Annotated in this window: 13 protein-coding genes; 11 read left to right on the top strand and 2 right to left on the bottom strand. The window is 63.3% G+C overall.

All coding sequences use genetic code 11. The features are described 5' to 3' along the window. The 8 genes from tssE to ACLH0I_RS13500 all read left to right on the top strand — a co-directional run bounded on the left by tssE (position 1) and on the right by ACLH0I_RS13500 (position 10322). The gene (gene tssE / locus ACLH0I_RS13535) at positions 1-444 is read left to right on the top strand and encodes a type VI secretion system baseplate subunit TssE (RefSeq protein WP_186704838.1); all 444 of its coding nucleotides are present in this window, start codon (positions 1-3) and stop codon (positions 442-444) included. Continuing rightward, the gene (gene tssF, locus ACLH0I_RS13530; RefSeq protein WP_411387346.1) at positions 428-2218 is read left to right on the top strand and encodes a type VI secretion system baseplate subunit TssF; all 1791 of its coding nucleotides are present in this window, start codon (positions 428-430) and stop codon (positions 2216-2218) included. The genes tssE and tssF overlap by 17 nt, the downstream gene beginning before the upstream one ends. Continuing rightward, positions 2182-3207: a type VI secretion system baseplate subunit TssG gene (gene tssG / locus ACLH0I_RS13525; protein ID WP_411387345.1), complete on the top strand. Its 1026-nt coding sequence runs from the start codon at positions 2182-2184 to the stop codon at positions 3205-3207. The genes tssF and tssG overlap by 37 nt, the downstream gene beginning before the upstream one ends. A 1-nt stretch (position 3208) precedes the next feature. Beyond that, positions 3209-5752 carry a type VI secretion system ATPase TssH gene (gene tssH / locus ACLH0I_RS13520; RefSeq protein WP_411387344.1) on the top strand — a complete coding sequence of 848 codons (2544 nt, stop codon included), beginning with the start codon at positions 3209-3211 and terminating at the stop codon, positions 5750-5752. 25 nt (positions 5753-5777) lie between these two features. After that, on the top strand, positions 5778-6251 hold the full coding sequence (locus tag ACLH0I_RS13515; RefSeq protein WP_250963367.1) for a hypothetical protein: 474 nt from the start codon (positions 5778-5780) through the stop codon (positions 6249-6251). Positions 6252-6263: 12 nt separating this feature from the next. After that, on the top strand, positions 6264-8273 hold the full coding sequence (gene tssI, locus ACLH0I_RS13510; protein WP_411387343.1) for a type VI secretion system tip protein TssI/VgrG: 2010 nt from the start codon (positions 6264-6266) through the stop codon (positions 8271-8273). 13 nt (positions 8274-8286) lie between these two features. After that, positions 8287-8823: a toxin-antitoxin system YwqK family antitoxin gene (locus tag ACLH0I_RS13505; RefSeq protein WP_411387342.1), complete on the top strand. Its 537-nt coding sequence runs from the start codon at positions 8287-8289 to the stop codon at positions 8821-8823. Positions 8824-9368: 545 nt separating this feature from the next. Then, on the top strand, positions 9369-10322 hold the full coding sequence (locus tag ACLH0I_RS13500) for an MBL fold metallo-hydrolase (RefSeq protein WP_411387341.1): 954 nt from the start codon (positions 9369-9371) through the stop codon (positions 10320-10322). 54 nt (positions 10323-10376) lie between these two features. Here ACLH0I_RS13500 and ACLH0I_RS13495 read toward each other — a convergent pair whose 3' ends face one another. Together ACLH0I_RS13495 and ACLH0I_RS13490 are read right to left on the bottom strand one after the other, a co-directional pair. After that, positions 10377-11798 carry a diaminobutyrate--2-oxoglutarate transaminase gene (locus tag ACLH0I_RS13495; RefSeq protein WP_250963370.1) on the bottom strand — a complete coding sequence of 474 codons (1422 nt, stop codon included), beginning with the start codon at positions 11796-11798 and terminating at the stop codon, positions 10377-10379. Between the two features lie 108 nt (positions 11799-11906). Next, positions 11907-13970 carry a TonB-dependent receptor gene (locus ACLH0I_RS13490; protein ID WP_411387340.1) on the bottom strand — a complete coding sequence of 688 codons (2064 nt, stop codon included), beginning with the start codon at positions 13968-13970 and terminating at the stop codon, positions 11907-11909. 248 nt (positions 13971-14218) lie between these two features. Between ACLH0I_RS13490 and ACLH0I_RS13485 the strand changes: the two genes are divergently transcribed. From ACLH0I_RS13485 to ACLH0I_RS13475, 3 genes are read left to right on the top strand one after another with little or no spacing between them, the layout of a single operon-like run. Next, positions 14219-15196 carry a TauD/TfdA family dioxygenase gene (locus ACLH0I_RS13485; protein WP_411387339.1) on the top strand — a complete coding sequence of 326 codons (978 nt, stop codon included), beginning with the start codon at positions 14219-14221 and terminating at the stop codon, positions 15194-15196. 7 nt (positions 15197-15203) lie between these two features. Then, the gene (locus ACLH0I_RS13480) at positions 15204-18632 is read left to right on the top strand and encodes a condensation domain-containing protein (RefSeq protein ID WP_411387338.1); all 3429 of its coding nucleotides are present in this window, start codon (positions 15204-15206) and stop codon (positions 18630-18632) included. Positions 18633-18649: 17 nt separating this feature from the next. Continuing rightward, a complete protein-coding gene (locus ACLH0I_RS13475) occupies positions 18650-19696 on the top strand; it encodes a TauD/TfdA family dioxygenase (protein WP_186704826.1) in 1047 nt (348 codons plus the stop codon). Positions 19697-19735 lie beyond the last annotated feature (39 nt).

Here is a 19735-nt window from a genome sequence, read left to right as displayed (position 1 = left end):
ATGGCTGGCTTCGGGCTGCGCCCGCCCCTGTTCGAACGCCTGGCCAGCCCGGCGGACGATACCGGGCGGGCGTTCGACCGACAGGCGCTGCAAGACTCGGTGCATGCCGAGCTGTCGCGCCTGTTCAATACCCGTCGCGGCCCACGGACGCTGACCGAACCCCCGAGCATCCTCGACTACGGCATCGCCGACTGGACCGCGCTGCAACAGCAGCGCAGCGATGACCGGCGGCAACTGACCCGGGAAATCCGCCAGGCCATCACTCACTTCGAACCGCGCCTGCGCCTGGGCGACGTCGAAGTCTGCCCGGTGCCGGGCCATCCGCAGCAACTGTGCATACGGCTGTCGGGCGAGCTGCGCGGCGACCTGCATGCCTGGCCCGTGGCCTTTGTCATCGAGCACGCCGGCGACGGCCTTGAGGTGCGCCATGAGCGACTCGATTGACCCGCAATTGCTGGACTATTACCAACGCGAACTGACCTGGTTGCGTCACGCCGGGAACCTGTTCGCCGAGCGTTATCCCAAGGTCGCCCGGCGCCTGGAGCTGTCCCCCGGCGAGTGCCCCGACCCCCATGTCGAGCGCCTGCTGGAAGGATTCGCCCTGCTGGCCGCGCGCTTGCAACGGCGGCTGGACGACGACTACGCCGAATTCAGCGATGCCCTGCTCGAACAGCTTTACCCGCTGGCCATGCGGCCCTTGCCGTCGTGCGCCATCGTGCAGTTCGAACCCGACCCGAGCAAAGGCAACTTGAACGAGGGCTATCCGCTACCCCGCGACACGCCGCTGTTCGTCACCACCGACAAAGGCCAGAGCATTCACTTTCGCACCACCGCCGCAGTCCATTTGTGGCCGGTACAGGTCAGCGAAGCATTACTGCTGGGCAGCGATGAAGCCCAGGCATTGACCGGCGTGGTCCAGGCCCGCTCGGCCTTGCGCCTGGAATTGCGTTGCCTGGGGGAAAGCCAGTGGTCAACGCTGGGGATCGACTCGCTGCGGGTGCACCTGGCGGCGTCACCGATGATCAACGCCGGGCTGTACGATCTGCTGGGCGCCCACGCCATCAAGGTCTTGGCCGGCGCGCCGGGAAGCGTGCCGGAGCCGTTGGCTGGCCTGCCGCAGATCGTCGGCTTCGCCAGCGACCAGGTCTTGCTGCCAGACGAAGACGGCGTGCATCCCGGCATGCGCCTGCTGGCCGAATACTTTGCCTTTCCGGATAAATTCAGCTTCTTCGATCTGCCCCTGACCGGCGCCACCAGCGACAGCCAGTCCTTGTACCTGTACATCGTATTCGACCGCGCGCCCAGCAGTCGCCTGCCGCTCCAGGCCAGCGACATCGCCTTGGGCTGCACGCCGGTGATCAACCTGTTTCCCCGCACGTCCGAACCGCTGCGCCCGGACGGCACCCGTAGCGAGTACCGGCTGGTGGCCGACAGTCATCGGGAAAACAGCGTCGAGATCCACAGCATCCGGGGCGTGCGCGCCATCTCCAGCCAGGGCGTGCGCAAAGTGCCGGCCTATTACGGCAGCCAGCATGGCAACGAGCAAACTTGCTACTGGCATGCGCGCCGGGTCAGCGGCATGAGCCCGAACCGACTGGGCACCGACTTGATGATCAGCCTGGTGGACACCCAGTTCGACCCGCTGGCCGACACTCGCGACTACAGCCTCACCGCCGAACTGCTGTGCACCAACCGCCACCTGGCCCAAAGCCTGCCGGCCGGCACGCCCCTGGGTTTCGAGCGCCCGGGACCGGTGGCCTGGGCACGCCTGCGCAACCCACCCAGCCCGCAAAGCCTGCCGCGCCTGGACGGTGAATCGCGCTGGCGACTGGTGTCGCAACTGACCCTCAACCATCTGTCACTGGTCGAAGGCCCCCAGGCACTGGACGCGCTGCGCGAGATTCTCGAGTTACACAACCTGCGGGATGAGGCCAGTGCTCACCGCCAGATCGAAGGGGTCGCAGGACTGGGCTGCGATCGGGTCATCGCCCATGTCGGCGAAGACGCCTGGCGCGGTTGGCGAAACGGCCTGGAGGTGCGCCTGCAACTGGATCCGCAACACTTCGTCGGCAGCAGCGCGGTGCTGTTCTCCGGGGTGCTGGCGCAGTTCTTTTCCCTTTACGCCACCGCCAATCGCTTCGTGCGCACCGTGCTGGTCCAGTCCGACAAGGAGGTGAAGACATGGCAACCCCAAGCCGGCAAACCCCTGGTGCTCTGAACCTGAGCGAACGGCTGCGGCGCGACCCGCAACGCTTCGAATGGCTCCAGGCCTTGCTGTTGCTCGAACGCGAACATCCCCAGGCCGAACCCCTGGGCAGCGGCACCGCGCCGCACGCCGAAGCCTTGCGCCTGCGTGGGCCGTTGACGCCACTGTTCGCCGCCAGTGAAGTGGAGAGCCTGGGCCAGGAACCCGGCCTGCCGCCCACGTTGACCACACCGATCTTCGGCCTCGGTGGCCCGGACGGTCCGCTGCCCTACGCCTACCAGGAATGGCTGCAACAACGGGCGCGGGCGAAGGACCATGCCCCGGCGGAATTCCTCGACCTGTTCCAGCATCGCCTGCTCAGCCTGCTGTACAAGGTGATGCGCAAACATCGCATCGCCCTCGGTTTCACGGCGCCAGGCGCGTCCGCCGTACACGCGCAACTGCGCGCGTTGACCGGCCTGCTGCCCAAGGCCATGCAGGAACGCCAGGCCGCACCTGACTCGGCGGTCCTGGCCTGCACCGCGCTGTATGCCGATGGCCGGCGCTCCCTGGCGGGGTTCGCGGCGATTGTCCGTGAACAGTTCGGCTTGCCCGTGGAGCTGAGCGCCTACGCAGGTGGCTGGCGTGAGATCCCGCCGGCCAGCCGTAGCCGCTTGCAACCGGGTGGGCGCAACCTGCGCCTGGGTCGCAACGCCGTGGCCGGCACCCGGGTCTGGGACGAACATGCCGGCGTGCGCCTGACCCTCGGCCCGCTGAGCACAGCCCAGGCCAATGGATTGCTGCCCACCGGGGAAGCCCATCCGCTGCTCGCCAGCCTTTACGCCTTGTACTTCGGCCCTGACCTGGATTGCACCCTGGTGCTGCTGATCCGCGGCACCGGCCCACTGCAACTGGACCGCCAGGCCGCGCCACGGTTGAACTGGAACGGTGGCCTGCAACGCCAGCCAACCCTCGCCGTGCAACGGATCGAAACTCGCCTTCGTCAGCCGGAGATCGCCTGAAATGGAACTGGCCAGCCTGATCGGACGCCTCAACCCGGACAACCGCCGCGCCCTGGAACGGGCTGCACAACGCTGCCTGCAGCGCAGCCACCATTACGTGGAAATCGAACACTTGTTATTGGAGTTGCTCGACATCGAGGGCGGTGACTTCGCCTGCCTGCTGCCGCGTTTCGGCCTGGAACGTGACGCGGTGGCAACGGAAACCAACAAGGCCCTGGACCTGTTCAAATCCGGCAGCACCCGTACGCCCGCCCTGTCGGCGCAAACCATTGGCCTGCTGGAAGATGCCGTGGTCCAGGCCAGTGTGCTGGGCCTGGACAGCATCCGCTCGGGGCTGTTGCTGCTGGCCCTGCTGGACCGTGACGAGCGCCGCAGCCTGTTGCTCAACAGCGCCTCGTCGTTGCTGCGCATTCCCCGCGATGCCCTGCGCGCCCATCTATTGGAATGGACCGAAAGCTCACGTGAACATGTCGGTGGCGTGCGCCCGGCCAAACCCGGCGAGCCCCCCCAGAAACAGGACCCGGTGCTGGACCAGTACACCCAGGACCTGACCGCCGACGCCCGCAACGGCCGCATCGACCCCATCGTCGGCCGCGACGGCGAGATCCGCCAGTGCATCGACATCCTCCTCAGGCGCCGGCAGAACAACCCGATCCTGGTGGGCGCGCCCGGCGTCGGCAAGACCGCCGTGGTGGAAGGCCTGGCCCTGCGCATCGCCGCCGGGGATGTGCCGCCGTCGTTGCAGGAAGTCACCTTGCGTGTACTCGACCTGGGCCTGTTGCAGGCCGGCGCCGGGGTCAAGGGCGAGTTCGAGCAGCGCCTCAAGGGCGTGATCGACGCGGTACGCAGCGCCGAGAAACCGATCATCCTGTTCATCGACGAGGCCCACACGCTGATCGGCGCTGGCGGTGCGGAGGGCGGCAGCGACGCGGCCAATCTGCTCAAGCCAGCCCTGGCCCGGGGCGAACTGCGCACCCTGGCCGCCACCACCTGGCTGGAATACAAGAAATACTTCGAGAAAGACCCGGCCCTGGCCCGCCGCTTCCAACTGGTTCAAGTCGAGGAGCCGGACGAACTCACTGCCGTGGAAATGCTCCGGGGCGTGGCGAGCAAACTGGAACAGCACCACGGCGTGCAGGTGTTGGACGCTGCCATCCACGAGGCGGTGAAGCTGTCCCACCGCTACATCTCCGGACGCCAGTTGCCGGACAAGGCCATCAGCGTGCTCGACACCGCCTGCGCCCGGGTTGCCCTCGGCCAGCACGACGTGCCGCCGCCGCTGGAAAGCCTGCGCCACCGGCAGAACAGCCTCAAGGATGAAGTCGAACGCCTGCGCCGGGAACAGGCCACCGGTCTGGATCATCGCGAGCGCATCACCTTGCTGGAAAGCGAATCGACCAGCAACGTGCAGGCCATCCGTGAGTTGGAAACCCGCTGGGGCGAAGAGCGCGAAGCCGTGCGCGAACTGCTCGACACCCGGCGCGAATTGCTCGCCCTGAGCGAACGCGCCGACAGTGAAAAAGCCGACACCGAGATCGATAATCGCATCGACCACCTGGCCGCCGAACTGCTGCGCCTGGAGGCGGGCCTGGATGCCATTCGCCAGGACGATCCGCTGGTGCCCGAACAGGTCGACAGCAAGACCGTCGCCTCGGTGATCGCCGGCTGGACCGGCATCCCGGTGGGCAAGATGCTCGCCGATGAAGCCCATGCCGTGCGCACCCTCGGCCAGCGCATGGGCCAGCGAGTCATGGGCCAGGGCACCGCGCTGAACACCATAGCCCAACGCCTGCAAGCCTACCGCGCCGGCCTTACCGACCCGCAGAAACCGGTCGGCGTGTTCCTGCTGGTGGGCCCCACTGGCGTGGGCAAGACCGAAACCGCCTACGCCCTGGCCGATGCCTTGTACGGCGGTGAGCGCAACCTGATCAGCATCAACCTCTCGGAGTACCAGGAAGCCCACACCGTCAGCCAACTCAAGGGCGCCCCGCCCGGCTACGTCGGCTACGGCAGCGGCGGCGTACTCACCGAAGCGGTGCGGCGCAAACCCTATTCCGTGGTGTTGCTGGATGAAATCGAGAAGGCCCACCCGGACGTGCTCGAAGCTTTCTACAACGTTTTCGACAAAGGCCTGATGGAAGACGGCACCGGCCTGGTGGTGGATTTCAAGAACACCGTGATGCTCGCCACCAGCAACGTCGGCGCCGAACTGCTGTTGGACACGCCAGTGGCGCAACTGGGCAGCGACGCTTTCAACGAAGCCTTGCACAAGGTGCTGCTGCAAGCGTTTCGCCCGGCGTTTTTGGCGCGGATGACGGTGGTGGCGTACCGGCCGCTGGATGAAGCGACGCTGGAAGGGATTGTGTTGGCGAAGTTGGAGAAATTGCGCGGGCGCTACAAGGCGGCGACGGGCAAGCAGTTCGAATTCGATGCGGGAATCGTCAAGGCTGTGTTGGCCAAGTGCAGCGCGGCGGGGGCACGGGATGTCGAGAATGTGTTGATGACGCAGGTGACGGGGAAATTGGCGGAGTGGGTATTGGAATAACCCTACCAATGACATGAGGTGAAACATGAGATTGGCCAAGAGCATGATGCTATACGGAGCTCCAGAGACTCCGTACCTAGAAGTGGAAACCATCAACTGGGTCTATCAGAACGCGCCCACGGTTCCGCAAAGAAGCCTCAGCGGTCGCGTACTCGATTATTACCGCTGCCATTACTGCGAAATGGATGCTCGAATATTGACAAACAACGGATCGCTGCATGTCAAGGAGCACACCCAGGTCGATCATAGGACTCCGTTTTCACGCCTTATGAATACCAATAGATACGATGCTGATGTTGCTGCGCTCATCTCACACGGTTTTGCCGCATGGGGTGCCACTGCCATAGATTGGAACGACCTGGCCCAACTTCAGCTTATCTATAACGACCTGGATAATCTTTGGATCACTTGCACCAATCACAATCAGGAGAAGCGGGCCCAACCGAACTTTGATCAAAGAATGGTCATGGGGATAGGAAACCTGCTTAACAAGCAGTGACAGGGATGCTCAATGGCTAGAAGTGTCGACAGCAACACCACCCTCTCCCTCACCGCCAGCTCGCTGTCGGCGCTGTACCCCGATTCGCTGTCCGGCGAAGAACGCCTCAATGCCTTGGGTTCGCACGTTCTCAACGGCATCAACGATGGCGCTTCGTTGACCCTCACCACAGCCGTCGCCAGCCATGTCACCACGACGCTGCACAAGGATGCCTTACTGCGACCCATGGATTTTCTGGTCGCCGAAATCCGCCAACTTCCCGCCGACGCCACCGCCGAGCGCTATCAACTTTTGCTCCGCCCCTGGCTCTGGTGGCTGAGCCTGGCCAGCAACAACCGGGTGTTCCAGAACCTCGCCACGTCGGACATCGTCACGACGATTTTCAAGGCCCACGGCTTCACCGACTTCCAACTCAAGCTCACCGGTAGCTACACCCCTCGCGAGTACTGCGTGCAATACGGCGAAACCGACCTGGCCTTCGTCTCGCGCCTGCTGGAAGAAGACGGGATTTTCTGGTTCTTCAGCCATGAATCCGGCAAGCACACGCTGGTACTGGCTGACAGCAACGACGCCTTCACGCCCATCCCCAATGGGCCGACGGTGAACTACCTTGGGCAAAAAATGGGCGAGCGGGAACTGCACGGCATCCGTTCTGGGCAGGTGTGCCTGCAAGCGGTGGCCGGGGTGTACCAGGCCACCGATTATGAGTTCACCACACCGGCCACCTCGCTCTTCAGCCAGGCCGAAGCCATGGCCGGGCCGAGTTCGATGTATGAGCATCCGGGCGGCTACACCGCCAAGGCCCAGGGCGACGCACTGACCAAACAGCGGGTGGACGGGCTGCGCAGCCAGGAGAAACGTTTCGTTGGCGAAAGCGATTGCCGCTGGCTGGTGCCGGGGTATTGGTTCACCCTCGCCGGCCATGAAGACACGACGTTGAATATCGATTGGGTGGTGACGTCGGTCAGCCATGAAGCCAGCCACGACAGCTATCGCAACCGCTTCGAAGCGATCCCCAAGGCCACGGCTTATCGACCGGCCCGCATCACGCCAAAACCGCGCATGCACACCCAGACGGCCGTGGTGGTGGGCAAGGCCGGCGAAGAAATCTGGACCGATGAATACGGCCGGATCAAATTGCAGTTCCCCTGGGACCGCACCGGCAAGAATGACGAGACCTCCTCCTGTTGGGTGCGTGTGGTCTTGCCCTGGAGCGGCAAGGGCTTCGGCATGCAGTTCGTGCCGCGCATCGGCCAGGAGGTCATCGTGACCTTCATCGACGGCGACCCGGATCGGCCCCTGGTCACCGGTTGCGTCTACAACGGCGACAATGCCCTGCCCTATGCCCTGCCGGCGAACCAGACCCAATCCGGGATCAAGACCAACTCGTCCAAGGGAGGCGGCGGTTTCAACGAGCTGCGCTTCGAAGACAAGAAGGACGCCGAAGAGGTGTTTCTCCAGGCTCAAAAAGACTTCAACATCAACGTGCTCAACGACACCACTGCCACCGTCGGCCACGACGAGACCCTCACGGTGCAGAACGCCCGCACCCGCACGGTGAAGGACGGCGACGAAACCGTCACCCTGGAGAAGGGCAAGCGCAGCGTGACCATCCAGACCGGCAGTGACAGCCTCGACGTGAAGGACACCCGCACCGTCACCGTGGGCTCGGACCAGACCCACAGCACCGGTGGCAACTACGACCACAAGGTCACCGGCAACTACAGCCTGACTGTGGACGGCAACCTGACCATCAAGGTCAGCGGCACCCTGACCTTGCAAAGCGGCGGCAGCTTCGCCATCAAGAGCGGCGCGGACCTGGCGACCCAGGCCAGCACCTCCATCAGCCAGAAAGCCGGCACGGCCCTGAGCAACCAGGCCGGGACGTCATTGGAAAACAAGGCTGGCACAACCCTCACCAACGACGCCGGCATCAGCCTGGTGAACAAGGCGGCCGCCGAACAGACCGTGGACGGCGGCGGCATGCTGACCATCAAGGGTGGCCTGGTGAAGGTCAACTGATGGGAACGCAACGATGACCACGAAAAGACTGGACCTGGAACGCGGCGACAGCCGGCTGGACGGTCAACTGGTCGATGGGCGGCTCGACGGCCCGCTGCAGATCGAAGAAGCCCAACGTCCGCAAGCGAAGCTCAACTACAGCCAAGGTGAACTGCAAGGCACCAGCACCTTGTATCACCCTAACGGCAAGGTCTCGGCGGTCTTGCCGTTCGTAAAGGGAAAGTTGCAAGGCGTGGCGAGCTTCTACGCGGCCGAAGGCGGCCTGCAGCGTCAGGCCACGTATCGCCGCGGGTTGTTGCACGGTGAGGCGAACAACTACTTCCCCGACGGGCAACTGGCTGAAGCGGAGGTCTATCGCGACGGCGTGCGCGATGGCCGCTATCGCCGCCTGCACCCCAACGGCAATCTGGCGGTCGAAGCCCGCTACCTCAACGGCCAACTGCTGGAACCGGCCCAGGCCTACGCCGACGACGGCCGGCCACTGGACGCCGAGGGCAAACCCATCTCCCGGCTGCGCTGGTGGTTCAAGCGCCGGAACGACCCCGCATAAGCCTGCCCTGTGCTTTTTTCTGTGGGAGCGAGCTTGCTCGCGATGGCGGTGGGTCAGCTTGCATCAATATCGACTGTACCGCCGTCTTCGCGAGCAAGCTCGCTCCCACAGGGGATCTGTGGTGGACATCAAATTTGTATGCACTGAAGAGTGAATGTGGGAGCGAGCCTGCTCGCGAAAGCGGTGGGTCAGCTTGCATCGATATTGACTGTACCGCCGTCTTCGCGAGCAGGCTCGCTCCCACAGGGGATCTGTGTTGGACATAAACTTTGTGTCCACTGGAGAATGAATGTGGGAGCGAGCTTGCTCGCGATGGCGGCGGGTCAGTTTGCATCCATAGCGCCTGTGCCGCCCTCACCCCGGCACACTGGATGCCCATACCTTTTGCTGGGGTCAATCACGCTAAAGCGCCTGCGCAACATACCCACGTATGGTATCGAGCGCGGTTCGACGGGATGCAGACTCATTCTCCAGCGACACCCCTTTCTCATGCCGAGAGAGGCGGTGCTCGCCCAAGCCTTGACCCAAGCCATCGGAGAACGACCATGACCACGCATTTGAACACCCCTGCCGCCCAGGATGGAATGCATCCGGATTCAACCATGAGCTTGCACGCGACCTCGTACGAGGAGTTGGTCCCTTCGCGCTACGCCCTGAAGATTGGCGAGATCGACGTGCTGGTGGTCAGTGATGGGGTACTGCCGCTGCCGACCTCGACGATGTCCACCAATGCCGATCCAGCCGCCCGAGCGGCCTGGTTCAAGGAAATGTTCCTGGGCCCGGACGCCTTCGATTGGGCGTTGAACGTGCTGGTGGTGCGCAGCGGCGAGCAGACTATCCTCGTCGATGCCGGGCTCGGCGCACAATTCCCCGGCTTCCCGCGCGCCGGACAGTTTCCCAAGCGCCTGGCCGCCGCCGGTATCGACCTGGGGTCGGTGACCGACGTGGTGATTACTCACATGCACATGGACCACATTGGCGGGCTGCTGGTCGATGAGGTGAAGAGCCGACTGCGTCCCGACCTGCGGATCCACGTGGCCGCGACCGAGGTGGCGTTCTGGGCCGAACCGGATTTCACCCTCACCTCCATGCCCTCGCCGGTACCGGACGTACTGCGCGCCACCGCCACGCAATTCATGCACGACTACCACGACAAACTGCACACCTTCGAGGAAACCTACGAGGTCGCCCCGGGCGTGGTGGTCAAGCGCACCGGCGGCCATACCCCAGGGCACAGTGTGGTCCACGTAACGTCCGGCGAGGAGCGCTTGACGTTCGCTGGCGATGCCTTGTTCCCGGTGGCCTTCGACCATCCCGATTGGCAGAACGGTTTTGAACATGACCCAGAAGAATCGGTTCGCGTTCGGGTCCGCCTCATGCAAGAAGCGGCGGCATCCGGCGAGCTGCTAGTCGCGACTCACCTGCCGTTCCCCTCCGTTGGCCGGGTGGCGGTCAATGGTGACGCGTTTCGCTGGGTAGCGGCCTTCTGGGACTACTGAGTACACGTCGGGCCGGGCCAGCGCCCAAGCAGGACGCTGGCCCGAACCGGATGATCAGCCGGCGGGACGCTCGTTGATCGTGCTTGCAGCCTGGAACAGGATTTGCGCCACAAAATCGATTTCCTGCTCGGTGATGATCAACGGCGGCAGGAAGCGCACGGTCGCGCCGTGACGGCCGCCCAGCTCGACGATCAAACCATGCTTCAGGCACGCCTGCTGGAAAGCCTTGGCCCGGGCCGTGTCCACCGGCGGATGCCCCTGTACGTCTGGAGTACCTTGCGGGTCGACGATTTCCATGCCGAGCATCAGGCCGCGCCCACGCACATCGCCGATCCAGGCGAACTCGCTTTGCAGTGCCTGCAAGTGTTTCTGCAGGTGAGCACCCATCGTTTCAGCGTGCTGGACCAAGCCTTGATCGCGGATGAAACGCAAGGTCGCGGTACCTGCCGCCATTGCCAACTGATTGCCACGGAACGTGCCCGCGTGGGCACCCGGCTGCCAGACGTCCAGCGACTCGTGATAGACCATCACCGACAGCGGCAACCCGCCGCCGATGGCTTTGGACAAGGTGATGACGTCCGGCGTGATCCCCGATTGCTCGAAGCCGAACATCCGCCCGCTGCGGGCAATGCCGCACTGGATCTCGTCGACGATCAGCGGAATGCCGTGGGCCTGGGTCAACCGACGCAGTTCCTGCAGCCAGCGATCTGGCGCTGCGATCACCCCACCCTCGCCCTGGATCGGCTCCAGGATCATCGCCGCGGGTGCGGTCACCCCACTCTCCGGGTCGTTGAGCAAATGCTCGAGGTAGCGCACGTTCAACGTGACCGCTTGATCGCCGGCCACCCCGAACGGGCAACGATAATCATGAGGGAACGGCAGGCGCTGCACCCCGGGCATCAACGCACCGAGGGCATTCTTGGGCGACAGGTTGCCGCTGATGGCCAGCGTGCCCAGTGTCATCCCGTGATAAGCCCCTTCGAACGCCAGGACCGAATGCCGCCCCGTGGCGGTACGGGTCAACTTGAGCGCGGCCTCGACCGCATCGGCCCCACTCGGGCCGCAGAACTGAATGCGTGCGTGGCGAGCGAACTCGCTGGGCAGGCAAGCGAAAATTTCTTGGACGAATGCGTCCTTTACAGGTGTCATGAGGTCCAGGGTATGCATCGGCACACCGGCCGCCATGACTTGGGTGATGGCTTCGACGATCACCGGATGGTTGTGCCCCAGCGCCAGGGTCCCGGCACCGGCCAGGCAATCGACGAACACTTGCCCCCGGCTGTCCTGCACATAAATGCCATGGGCCCTTTCAAGCACCAGGGGAATGCGTCGCGGGTAACTGCGAGCGTTGGATTCCTGCTGTTGCTGACGCTCCAGCAGCGGCGTCGAATCGAGGCAGTAGGGACTCGACAGACCGGTGTGCAACAGGCGTAGCTGTTGCGCGCCACCTGCTGTGACATTCGAAAAAGCACTCATGATTTCCTCCATGGAGGCTGGGTTTGGAAGGGAACGAACAGCCTGGAAACAAACATCCGGAACGTTGCAGGACAGGCGCGGGGAGATTGCCTCCCCGCGCCCATGGGTTTACATGTCGTAGCGCAGGATCATCCCAACCGTGCGCGGTGCGCCGACGTCGATGATGGTGTCATTGCGGTTGTTGGTGACGTATTCCTTGTCGAAGGCGTTCTTCACGTAGGCGGAGACCGCTACGTTCTTGGTGACTTTGTACTCGGTGTTGAAATTCACCAGCACATAGGCATCGCTCTTACGCTCACCCGTCACTTTGCCGTTTGCGTCGAACTCGTACTCCGAAGGGGCGGTGCTCTGATAGACAATGTCCGTGCCGAAGATCAGGCGATCGTCGAAGCGATAGACACCACCCACCGAGGCCTTGTATTTAGGCGCGTAGAGGAACGCCTCGCCGCTCCTGTCCTGACCATTGTCAGCAACGAAATCCTTGTATTTGCTATCGGTAATGGCGCCACCGACATTCAGGGTCAGCTGTTCGGTGATGTCTTTTTCGACGAAGACTTCCAGGCCCTTGATATCACTGCGACCAGCGTTGTAGATATCAATGACGTTGCTACCGGCTTGGCGCACGCTGACCTGCTGATCTTTCCAATCCGTGTAATAGAGGTTGGCGCGGGTACGCAGGGTCTTGTCGAAGAACGAACCACGATAGGACAGCTCGTAGTTGGTGGTGTATTCCGGGTCGTAGGCCTGGTGACCGCTACCGGAGCGCAGGTTGACACCGCCACCGCGATAACCTTTCTGCACCATGAAACCGAGGTACTGGTCGGTTGCCAATTCGTAGTCGATGCCGAGTTTCGGCAGCACCGCATCAAACGACTTCTTGATTTTCTCGGGAACGAAGCGGCCATCTGCCTCAATATCGGTATCGTTCGTCTCGTGGTCGTAACGCAGGCCGGTGATCAAAGTCCAGCGCGGGGCGAACGTCCAGTTGACTTCGCCGAACACTGCCTTGTTTTCAATCTTGGTATCACCTTTGACGGTACGAACCAGCACGTTATCGAACAACAACCGGTCGTGGAAGTTGTTGGTGTTGTGGCCATAGTAGGCACCGACAAAACTCTTCACCGTGTCCGAGTCGTAATTCAGACGCAGCTCCTGACTGAACAGGTTGCCGTCCTGCTTACGCAGCACGACCTCGTTATCCACCGCATTCTGGTCAAAGTCCAGACGGTTGCTGTAGTCGGTACTGGTATTGGCGGTCATGCTCGTCAACGACCAGGCATCGTTCAGCCGGTAGTCCACCTTGGCGCTGAGCGTGTCCTGCTTGAGGTTGTCGTAGGCCTCGGTATTGGACGCGATGTCGTAATAGCTCGGCTTGCCATCGGCGCCGCGCATCGTCGAGCGATCACCCTGGCGATGTTCGTTGTGGGCATAAGTCAGCAAGACGTCTGTGTCGTCGTTGGGCAGGATCAGTAACTTACCGCGGACGTTGCTGGTGCGATGCGGGTTGGCGTCTTTATCGAGCGTGGTGTTGCGGATGTAGCCGTCACCGTCGGAATAATCCACGGCGATACGGCCGGCGATCTTGTCATCCACGATGGCCCCGCCGCCCGCCACGGCCGCACCGTGCTCACCGTAGTTGCCCATGCTGGTCTGCGCCGAGAAGCTCGGTTCGAAGGTTGGGTTCTTGGTGCGGATCACCACCGCGCCGGCCAGGGAGTTACGGCCTTGGGTGGTGGATTGCGGGCCTAGGAAAACCTCGACCTGTTCGGCATCCCAGAGCGGGACCGGGCTGAGGGTCAGCGCGCGGTTCGGCTGCACGGCACCGTCGACATACACCGACACCGCACCGTTGAGGGCCGCTGGGCCCTGGTCGTCGAAACCGGACACCGGCACGCCACGGATACCCCAGTTCTCGTTGCCGGCCTGGCTATAGACGCCGGGCGTACGGGCAAACACATCCACCAGGTCCTTGTCGCCGTGCTCACGCAGGTTCTTGTCGGTGACGACCACGACGCTGGACTGGGTTTTTTCGAGGCTGCGGTCGATCTTTTCACCGGTTACGGTGATGGGAGCGATCTCCATCTTGGCGGCTTCTTCCGCCGCCCAAGCGCCGTTGCTCAGACCAATGGCCGACCCTACAGCCAACGCAATTGTGTTCTTTTTGAAATTCACGCCCCACTCCCCTGCGACAGATATTTTTGGTTTTTTTGAGCTGGCCGAAGGCTGTGTGGCGCCAGCGGAGCGGAGTCTAATCCAAAAAAAAAATTAAATAAATAGTATTGATAATCCCTCTCATTTGTACCTAGTATGTCGTCTTGTATTGCCTTACATACATTACAGACGAGTCCTACAACACTGACCGCTGCCCTGCTTTCAAGGTCTTGTGACTGGTCGAAGACGCTATAAGAGGATGCACAAGGATGACCTCAATCGAACACCTGAACGGGCGTTCCGAGCTTTTTTCAATGGCGCCCACGGATGCAAGCGCCCAATCGCTACCCGTGCTGGTGCAAGGGGTACCGGGACAGTCGATCCACGACCTGGACGCCTCGATTCGCGACCGCGTGGCCCAAGTCCTGGCCACCGTTGGCGGCGTGTTGTTTCGCGGTTTCACCGTTGCCACCCCCATCGACTTCAAGCGCTTCGCCGCCAGCTTCGGCGCGCCGCTGGCCAGTTATGAATTCGGTTCCACGCCGCGCAGCAAAGTCTTCGCCGGGGTCTATAGCTCCACCGAATACCCGGCCCATCAATTCATCCCCTTGCACAACGAGCAGGCCTACACCCGCCCCTGGCCTTCGCGCATCTGGTTCCACTGCATCAAGGCCAGTGAAACCGGAGGCGAGACCCCGATCGCCGACAGCCGCCTGATCTACCAGCGCATGCCTGCCGAGATCCGCGAGCTGTTCGCCAGCCACGAGCTGCTTTATGTACGCAACTACAGCGGCGCCCTGGACCTGCCTTGGGAAAAAGTCTTCAACACCCAGGACCGTGCCCAGGTCGAACGCTACTGCCAGGACAACGACATCGAGTGGGAATGGAAAGCCGATGGCGACCTGCGCACCCGCCAGCGTTGCGCCGCGGTGCAGCAGCATCCCGAGACCGGCGAATGGGTCTGGTTCAACCAGGCGCACCTGTTCCATGTCTCGGCCATCGAACCGAGCGTACGCGCCAGCCTGCTGGCGGCGGTGGGTGAAGAGAACCTGCCGCGCCATGTCTATTTCGGCGACGGCTCGCCGATTGCCGACGACCTGCTCGACACCGTGCGCGAGGTCTACCGCGAGACTACCGTCAGTTTTCCCTGGCAGCCCGGCGATATCCTGATGCTCGACAACCGACTGGTGGCACACGGTCGCAATCCTTTCACCGGTGACCGCAAAGTCATCGTGGCCATGGCGTGAATTGCACATGTTTTCTTTCGAACACTGGATCGACGTGCTGGAAACCAACGCCCAGCACTTCCATCAGCGTGCCGCCCTGCATTTTCTGCCGGACGGCGTAGAGATCGGCGAAACCCTGACCTTTGCCCAACTGCACGAACAATCCCGTTCCCTGGCGGCCGCGCTGCAAGCGCGTTATGCCCCGGGTGATCGAGTGCTGTTGATGCTGCCCAGCAGCCTCGACTACGCCCGCGCCTTCTGTGCCTGCCTCTATGCAGGGCTGATTGCCGTGCCGTTGTTTCCACCGCCGTCGCGCAAGCCGCGTCACCTCGACCGCGTCCGTAACGTGGTGGTGGATGCCGAGCCGGCGCTGCTTCTCGCCCCGGCGGACTATTGCGAAGGCCTGCTGGAACTGGTGGAGGGCCGCGTCGATGTCCTGACCGTCCAGGACCTGGGCACACCACCGGCCAGCCAATGGCAACGCCCGACCATCGACGGTTCGACCGTGGCCTTCCTGCAATACACCTCGGGTTCCACCGGCTCGCCGAAAGGCGTCGAGGTGCGTCAGCGCAACCTGATCGCCAACGTCGAGCTGATGCGCCAGGCCTACGATTTCGACGAACACGGCGCCATGGTCAACTGGCTGCCGCTGTACCACGACATGGGCTTGATCGGCGGAATGCTGGCCCCGCTCTACAGCGGCATGCCGTGCTACCTGATGGCCTCCCAGACCTTCGTCAATGCGCCATCGACCTGGCTGCAGGCGTTGAGTCGCTACCGCGCCACCGCCAGTTTCGCCCCCAACTTCGCCTATGCCCTGTGCAACCGCGTGGTCAGCGACAACCTGATCGCGCAGCTCGACCTGAGCGCCTGGAAACACGCCATCAACGGCGCCGAACCGATCCACCCCGGCACCCTGGAAGCCTTTGCCCAGCGTTTTGCCGCCTGTGGTCTCAACCCGTTGGCCATCAGCCCCGGTTACGGCCAGGCCGAAGCCACCCTGTGCGTCAGCGCCACGCCGGCCGACGCGCTGCCGGTGGTGCTGCGCCTGGACAAAGCCGTGCTGGAGACCGGTCGCGTGGCACTGGCGGCCGACGATGCCGCCGCCGTGGAATTCGTCGCCTGCGGTTACCCGCAAGCCTTGCACAGCATCGCCATCGTCGACCCGCACACCTTCGAGCAATGCGCCGCCGATCGCATCGGCGAAGTCTGGCTCAAGGGGCCGAGCAACGCCGAATCCTACTGGAAGAATCCCGAGGCCACTCGCGAAGCCTTTGAGGCCCAAATTGTCGGCTCATCGGAACATTACCTGCGCTCCGGCGACCTGGGTTTCATGCACGAAGGCCAGGTCGTGATCTGCGGACGGCTCAAGGACCTGCTGATCCTCAATGGGCGCAACCTCTACCCCCACGACATCGAATTCGCCATTACCGATGCCGAGCCGGGCATCCGTACCGGACGCATCGCCGCCTTCTCGGAAATGGACCCGGCATTGGGCCGCGAGAAGTTGGTGATCGTCGCCGAGCCGCAACGCAAGTTCGTCGACCCTGCGCATCACCCGGCGCTGTTCGCGTCGATGCAAAACGCCGTGCGCGAAGCCGCCGACTGTGGCATCGACCAGATCGTGCTGGTGCAAGCCGGCACCATCCCGATGACCACCAGCGGCAAGATCGCCCGTCAAGGCGCGCGCAAGCAACTGGCCGCGGGCACGTTGAGCATCATCGCCCAGAGCGGTGCAACGCTGGCTTCGAATGGCGAGGTCCTGGACCTTGCCCAGCTCAAGCACCTGGCGAGCGAAACGCCGCAACAGGCCCAGGCCGCCTGCCGCCGATGGCTGGAACAGACACTGCACGCGGTCAATCCGTATTTTGCCGCCGACTTCGACCTCAGCCTGATCGGCCAAGGCCTGGACTCCATCGGCGTGGCCGACTTCGCCGCGCGCCTGCACAAGGACCTGGGCTGGAACCTCGACACCCAGGACTTGTTTGGGCAAACCACCCTCGGACAATGGGCGCTGGCCCTGCAAGACTTCCTGAATGAACCGGCGCCGACGGCCGAGGCTTCGACCGCGCGGGCTAACCTCAGCCAGGGGCATCAATCGTTCGCCCAGCGCCGACTGTGGTTCCTGCGCCAACTGAACCCGGACGACACCCGCCACAACCTGGTACTGCACCTGCGCCTTCAAGGTCCACTGGACATCGAGGCGCTGGCCCTGCGCTTGAACGCGCTGGTGGCGCGGCACGGCGTGTTGCGCACGGTGTACCGCGACGGTGTCGAGGGCCCGCAACAACAGGTGTTGCCGGCCACGGCGGTCGCGCTGGTCCATCATGATGTGCGTGAGCAGAGCGAAGCGCAGCAACAACAGATGCTGAGCGAGCGCCTGGCCCATGAACACGCCACCCCTGTCGACCTGCAAGCCGGCCCGCTGCTGCGGGCACAGTTGCTCAGCCGACATGAGCAACAGCATGACCTGCTGCTGACCCTGCACCACATCGCCTTCGACGGACGTTCGGCGCAAGTGCTGCTGGCGGAACTGGCAGGCTCGACAGACGCCGCGCTCCCGGGGCAATACCTCGATTTCGCCCAGTGGGAAGCCCGGCACTGGAGCGAACAGCGGATCGCCAGCGAGCAGGACTTCTGGCGCGGACACCTGGCCGGCATGCCCCAGACCTTGGAACTGGGCGGCAACGGCCAGGCCCCGGGCGAACACAGCCTGGACTTCAACGTGCCCCAGGCCCGCTGCGAGCATTTGGCAACGCTGGCCCGGGAACAAGGCATGACCTTGTTCATGCTGCTGCTCGCCAGTTACCAACTGGTGCTCAAGCAACTGGGTGGCCAAGCGCAATTCTTGCTGGGCACCGATGTCAGCGGCCGGCCACTGGCCGAGCACAACGACGTCATCGGTTTCTTCGTCAACCAGTTGACCCTGCGTTGTGACGTGCGTGGCGAAGCGACCCTGGGCGGTTTCCTCGGGCGGGTTCGCGACGAAGCGCGCCTGGCCTATGCCCATCAAGGCCTGCCTTTCGACCTGGTGGTCTCGGCCCTCGCGCCGCAGCGCCGGCCCGGTCACTCGCCGCTGTTCCAGGTCAAGCTCAACTATCAACCGTCACGGGTGACCCCGACCGCCATCGCCGGCGCGCAGCTGTCCGCACTGGACGTGGCCCAGGCACCGGGGGATTTCCACCTGGTGCTCGACCTGGTGCACGGCATTGAAGGTCTCGCCGCGACGCTCAAGTATCGCGGCGAATACTTCGACCAAGGCCGGGCCCTGCGCCTGCAACACCTGTGGACGTGCCTGCTGGAGCAACTCCCCAGCCTGCTGGACGAGCCGTTGCCAGCGCTGGCCGAGCGCATCGACAGCTGGGACCAGGCCTTTGCCCGTGAGCGGCAACAGTCCCAGGCGCTGGCCGGTCGCAGCCAGATGATGCAAGCCAAACGTCGCTCCTTGTCCCTTTAACCGAGTCGGATGCTTTTATGTCTATCGTGCCCCCATCGCCCCGCGCCCTTGGCGCCGTGCGTCGCAAAGCCATGAACGTCTCGGAACAACAATTGGTCACCGAGCGCCTGCTCAGCCCGGATCACGCCCTGCCCCTGGTGATCGAGCCCGCGGTCAGTGGCGTCGACCTGGTGGCCTGGGCCGCCCGGGAACGCGAGTCGCTGGAAAAGAAGCTGCTGGAATACGGCGCCCTGCTGTTCCGTGGTTTCAACGTCGCGTCCGTCGAGCAGTTCGACCAGGTGATCGCCGCGCTCTCCCCCGGCGCGCTGGAATACATGTTCCGCGCCTCGCCCCGGACACGGGTCGGTGGCAACATCTACACCTCGACCGACTACCCGGCCGACCAGATGATTTTCCCCCACAACGAGCACTCCTACTCGCCACGCTTCCCGTTGCGGCTGTTCTTCTACTGCCAAGTGCCGTCCGAGACCGGTGGCGAAACACCCATTGGTTCGACCCGTGCCGTGAAGGCCAGGATCAGCCCGCAGATCGAAGCGCGGTTCCGGGAAAAAGGCGTGCTGTACGTGCGCAACTACGGCGACGGTTTCGGCCTGCCGTGGCAAACCGTGTTCCAGTCCGAAGACCGCGGCGAAGTGGAAGCCTACTGCGCCAGCGTCGGCATCGACGTGGAATGGAAAGACAACAATCGCCTGCGCACCCGCCAACGCGGACCGGCCGTGGTGCGCCACCCGCGCACCGGCGAAGAAGTCTGGTTCAACCACGCCACGTTCTTCCACATCAGCACCTTGCCCGGGCGAATCCGCGATTCGCTGCAAAGCAACTTCAACGACCTCGACCTGCCCACCAACACCTTTTATGGCGATGGTGAACCGATCGAGCCAGAGGTCCTGGAGTCGCTGCGTGCGGCCTACCTCGACTCACTGGTGCGGTTCAGTTGGCAACAGGGGGACGTGTTGTTCATCGACAACATGCTCGCCGTGCACGGTCGCGAACCTTTCACTGGCAAGCGCGCCATCATGACCGGCATGGCTGAAGCCCTGCTGTCGAGCGACGTTGCCGTCTGACATTCAACGGGTCCACCTACCGTTCGCAGGAGGCTTGCC

Origin of the sequence: Pseudomonas sp. MPB03 (assembly GCF_046605385.1) — a bacterium.
Lineage (GTDB): Bacteria > Pseudomonadota > Gammaproteobacteria > Pseudomonadales > Pseudomonadaceae > Aquipseudomonas > Aquipseudomonas zanjanensis.
This window is presented reverse-complemented; position numbering and strand designations above follow the sequence as displayed.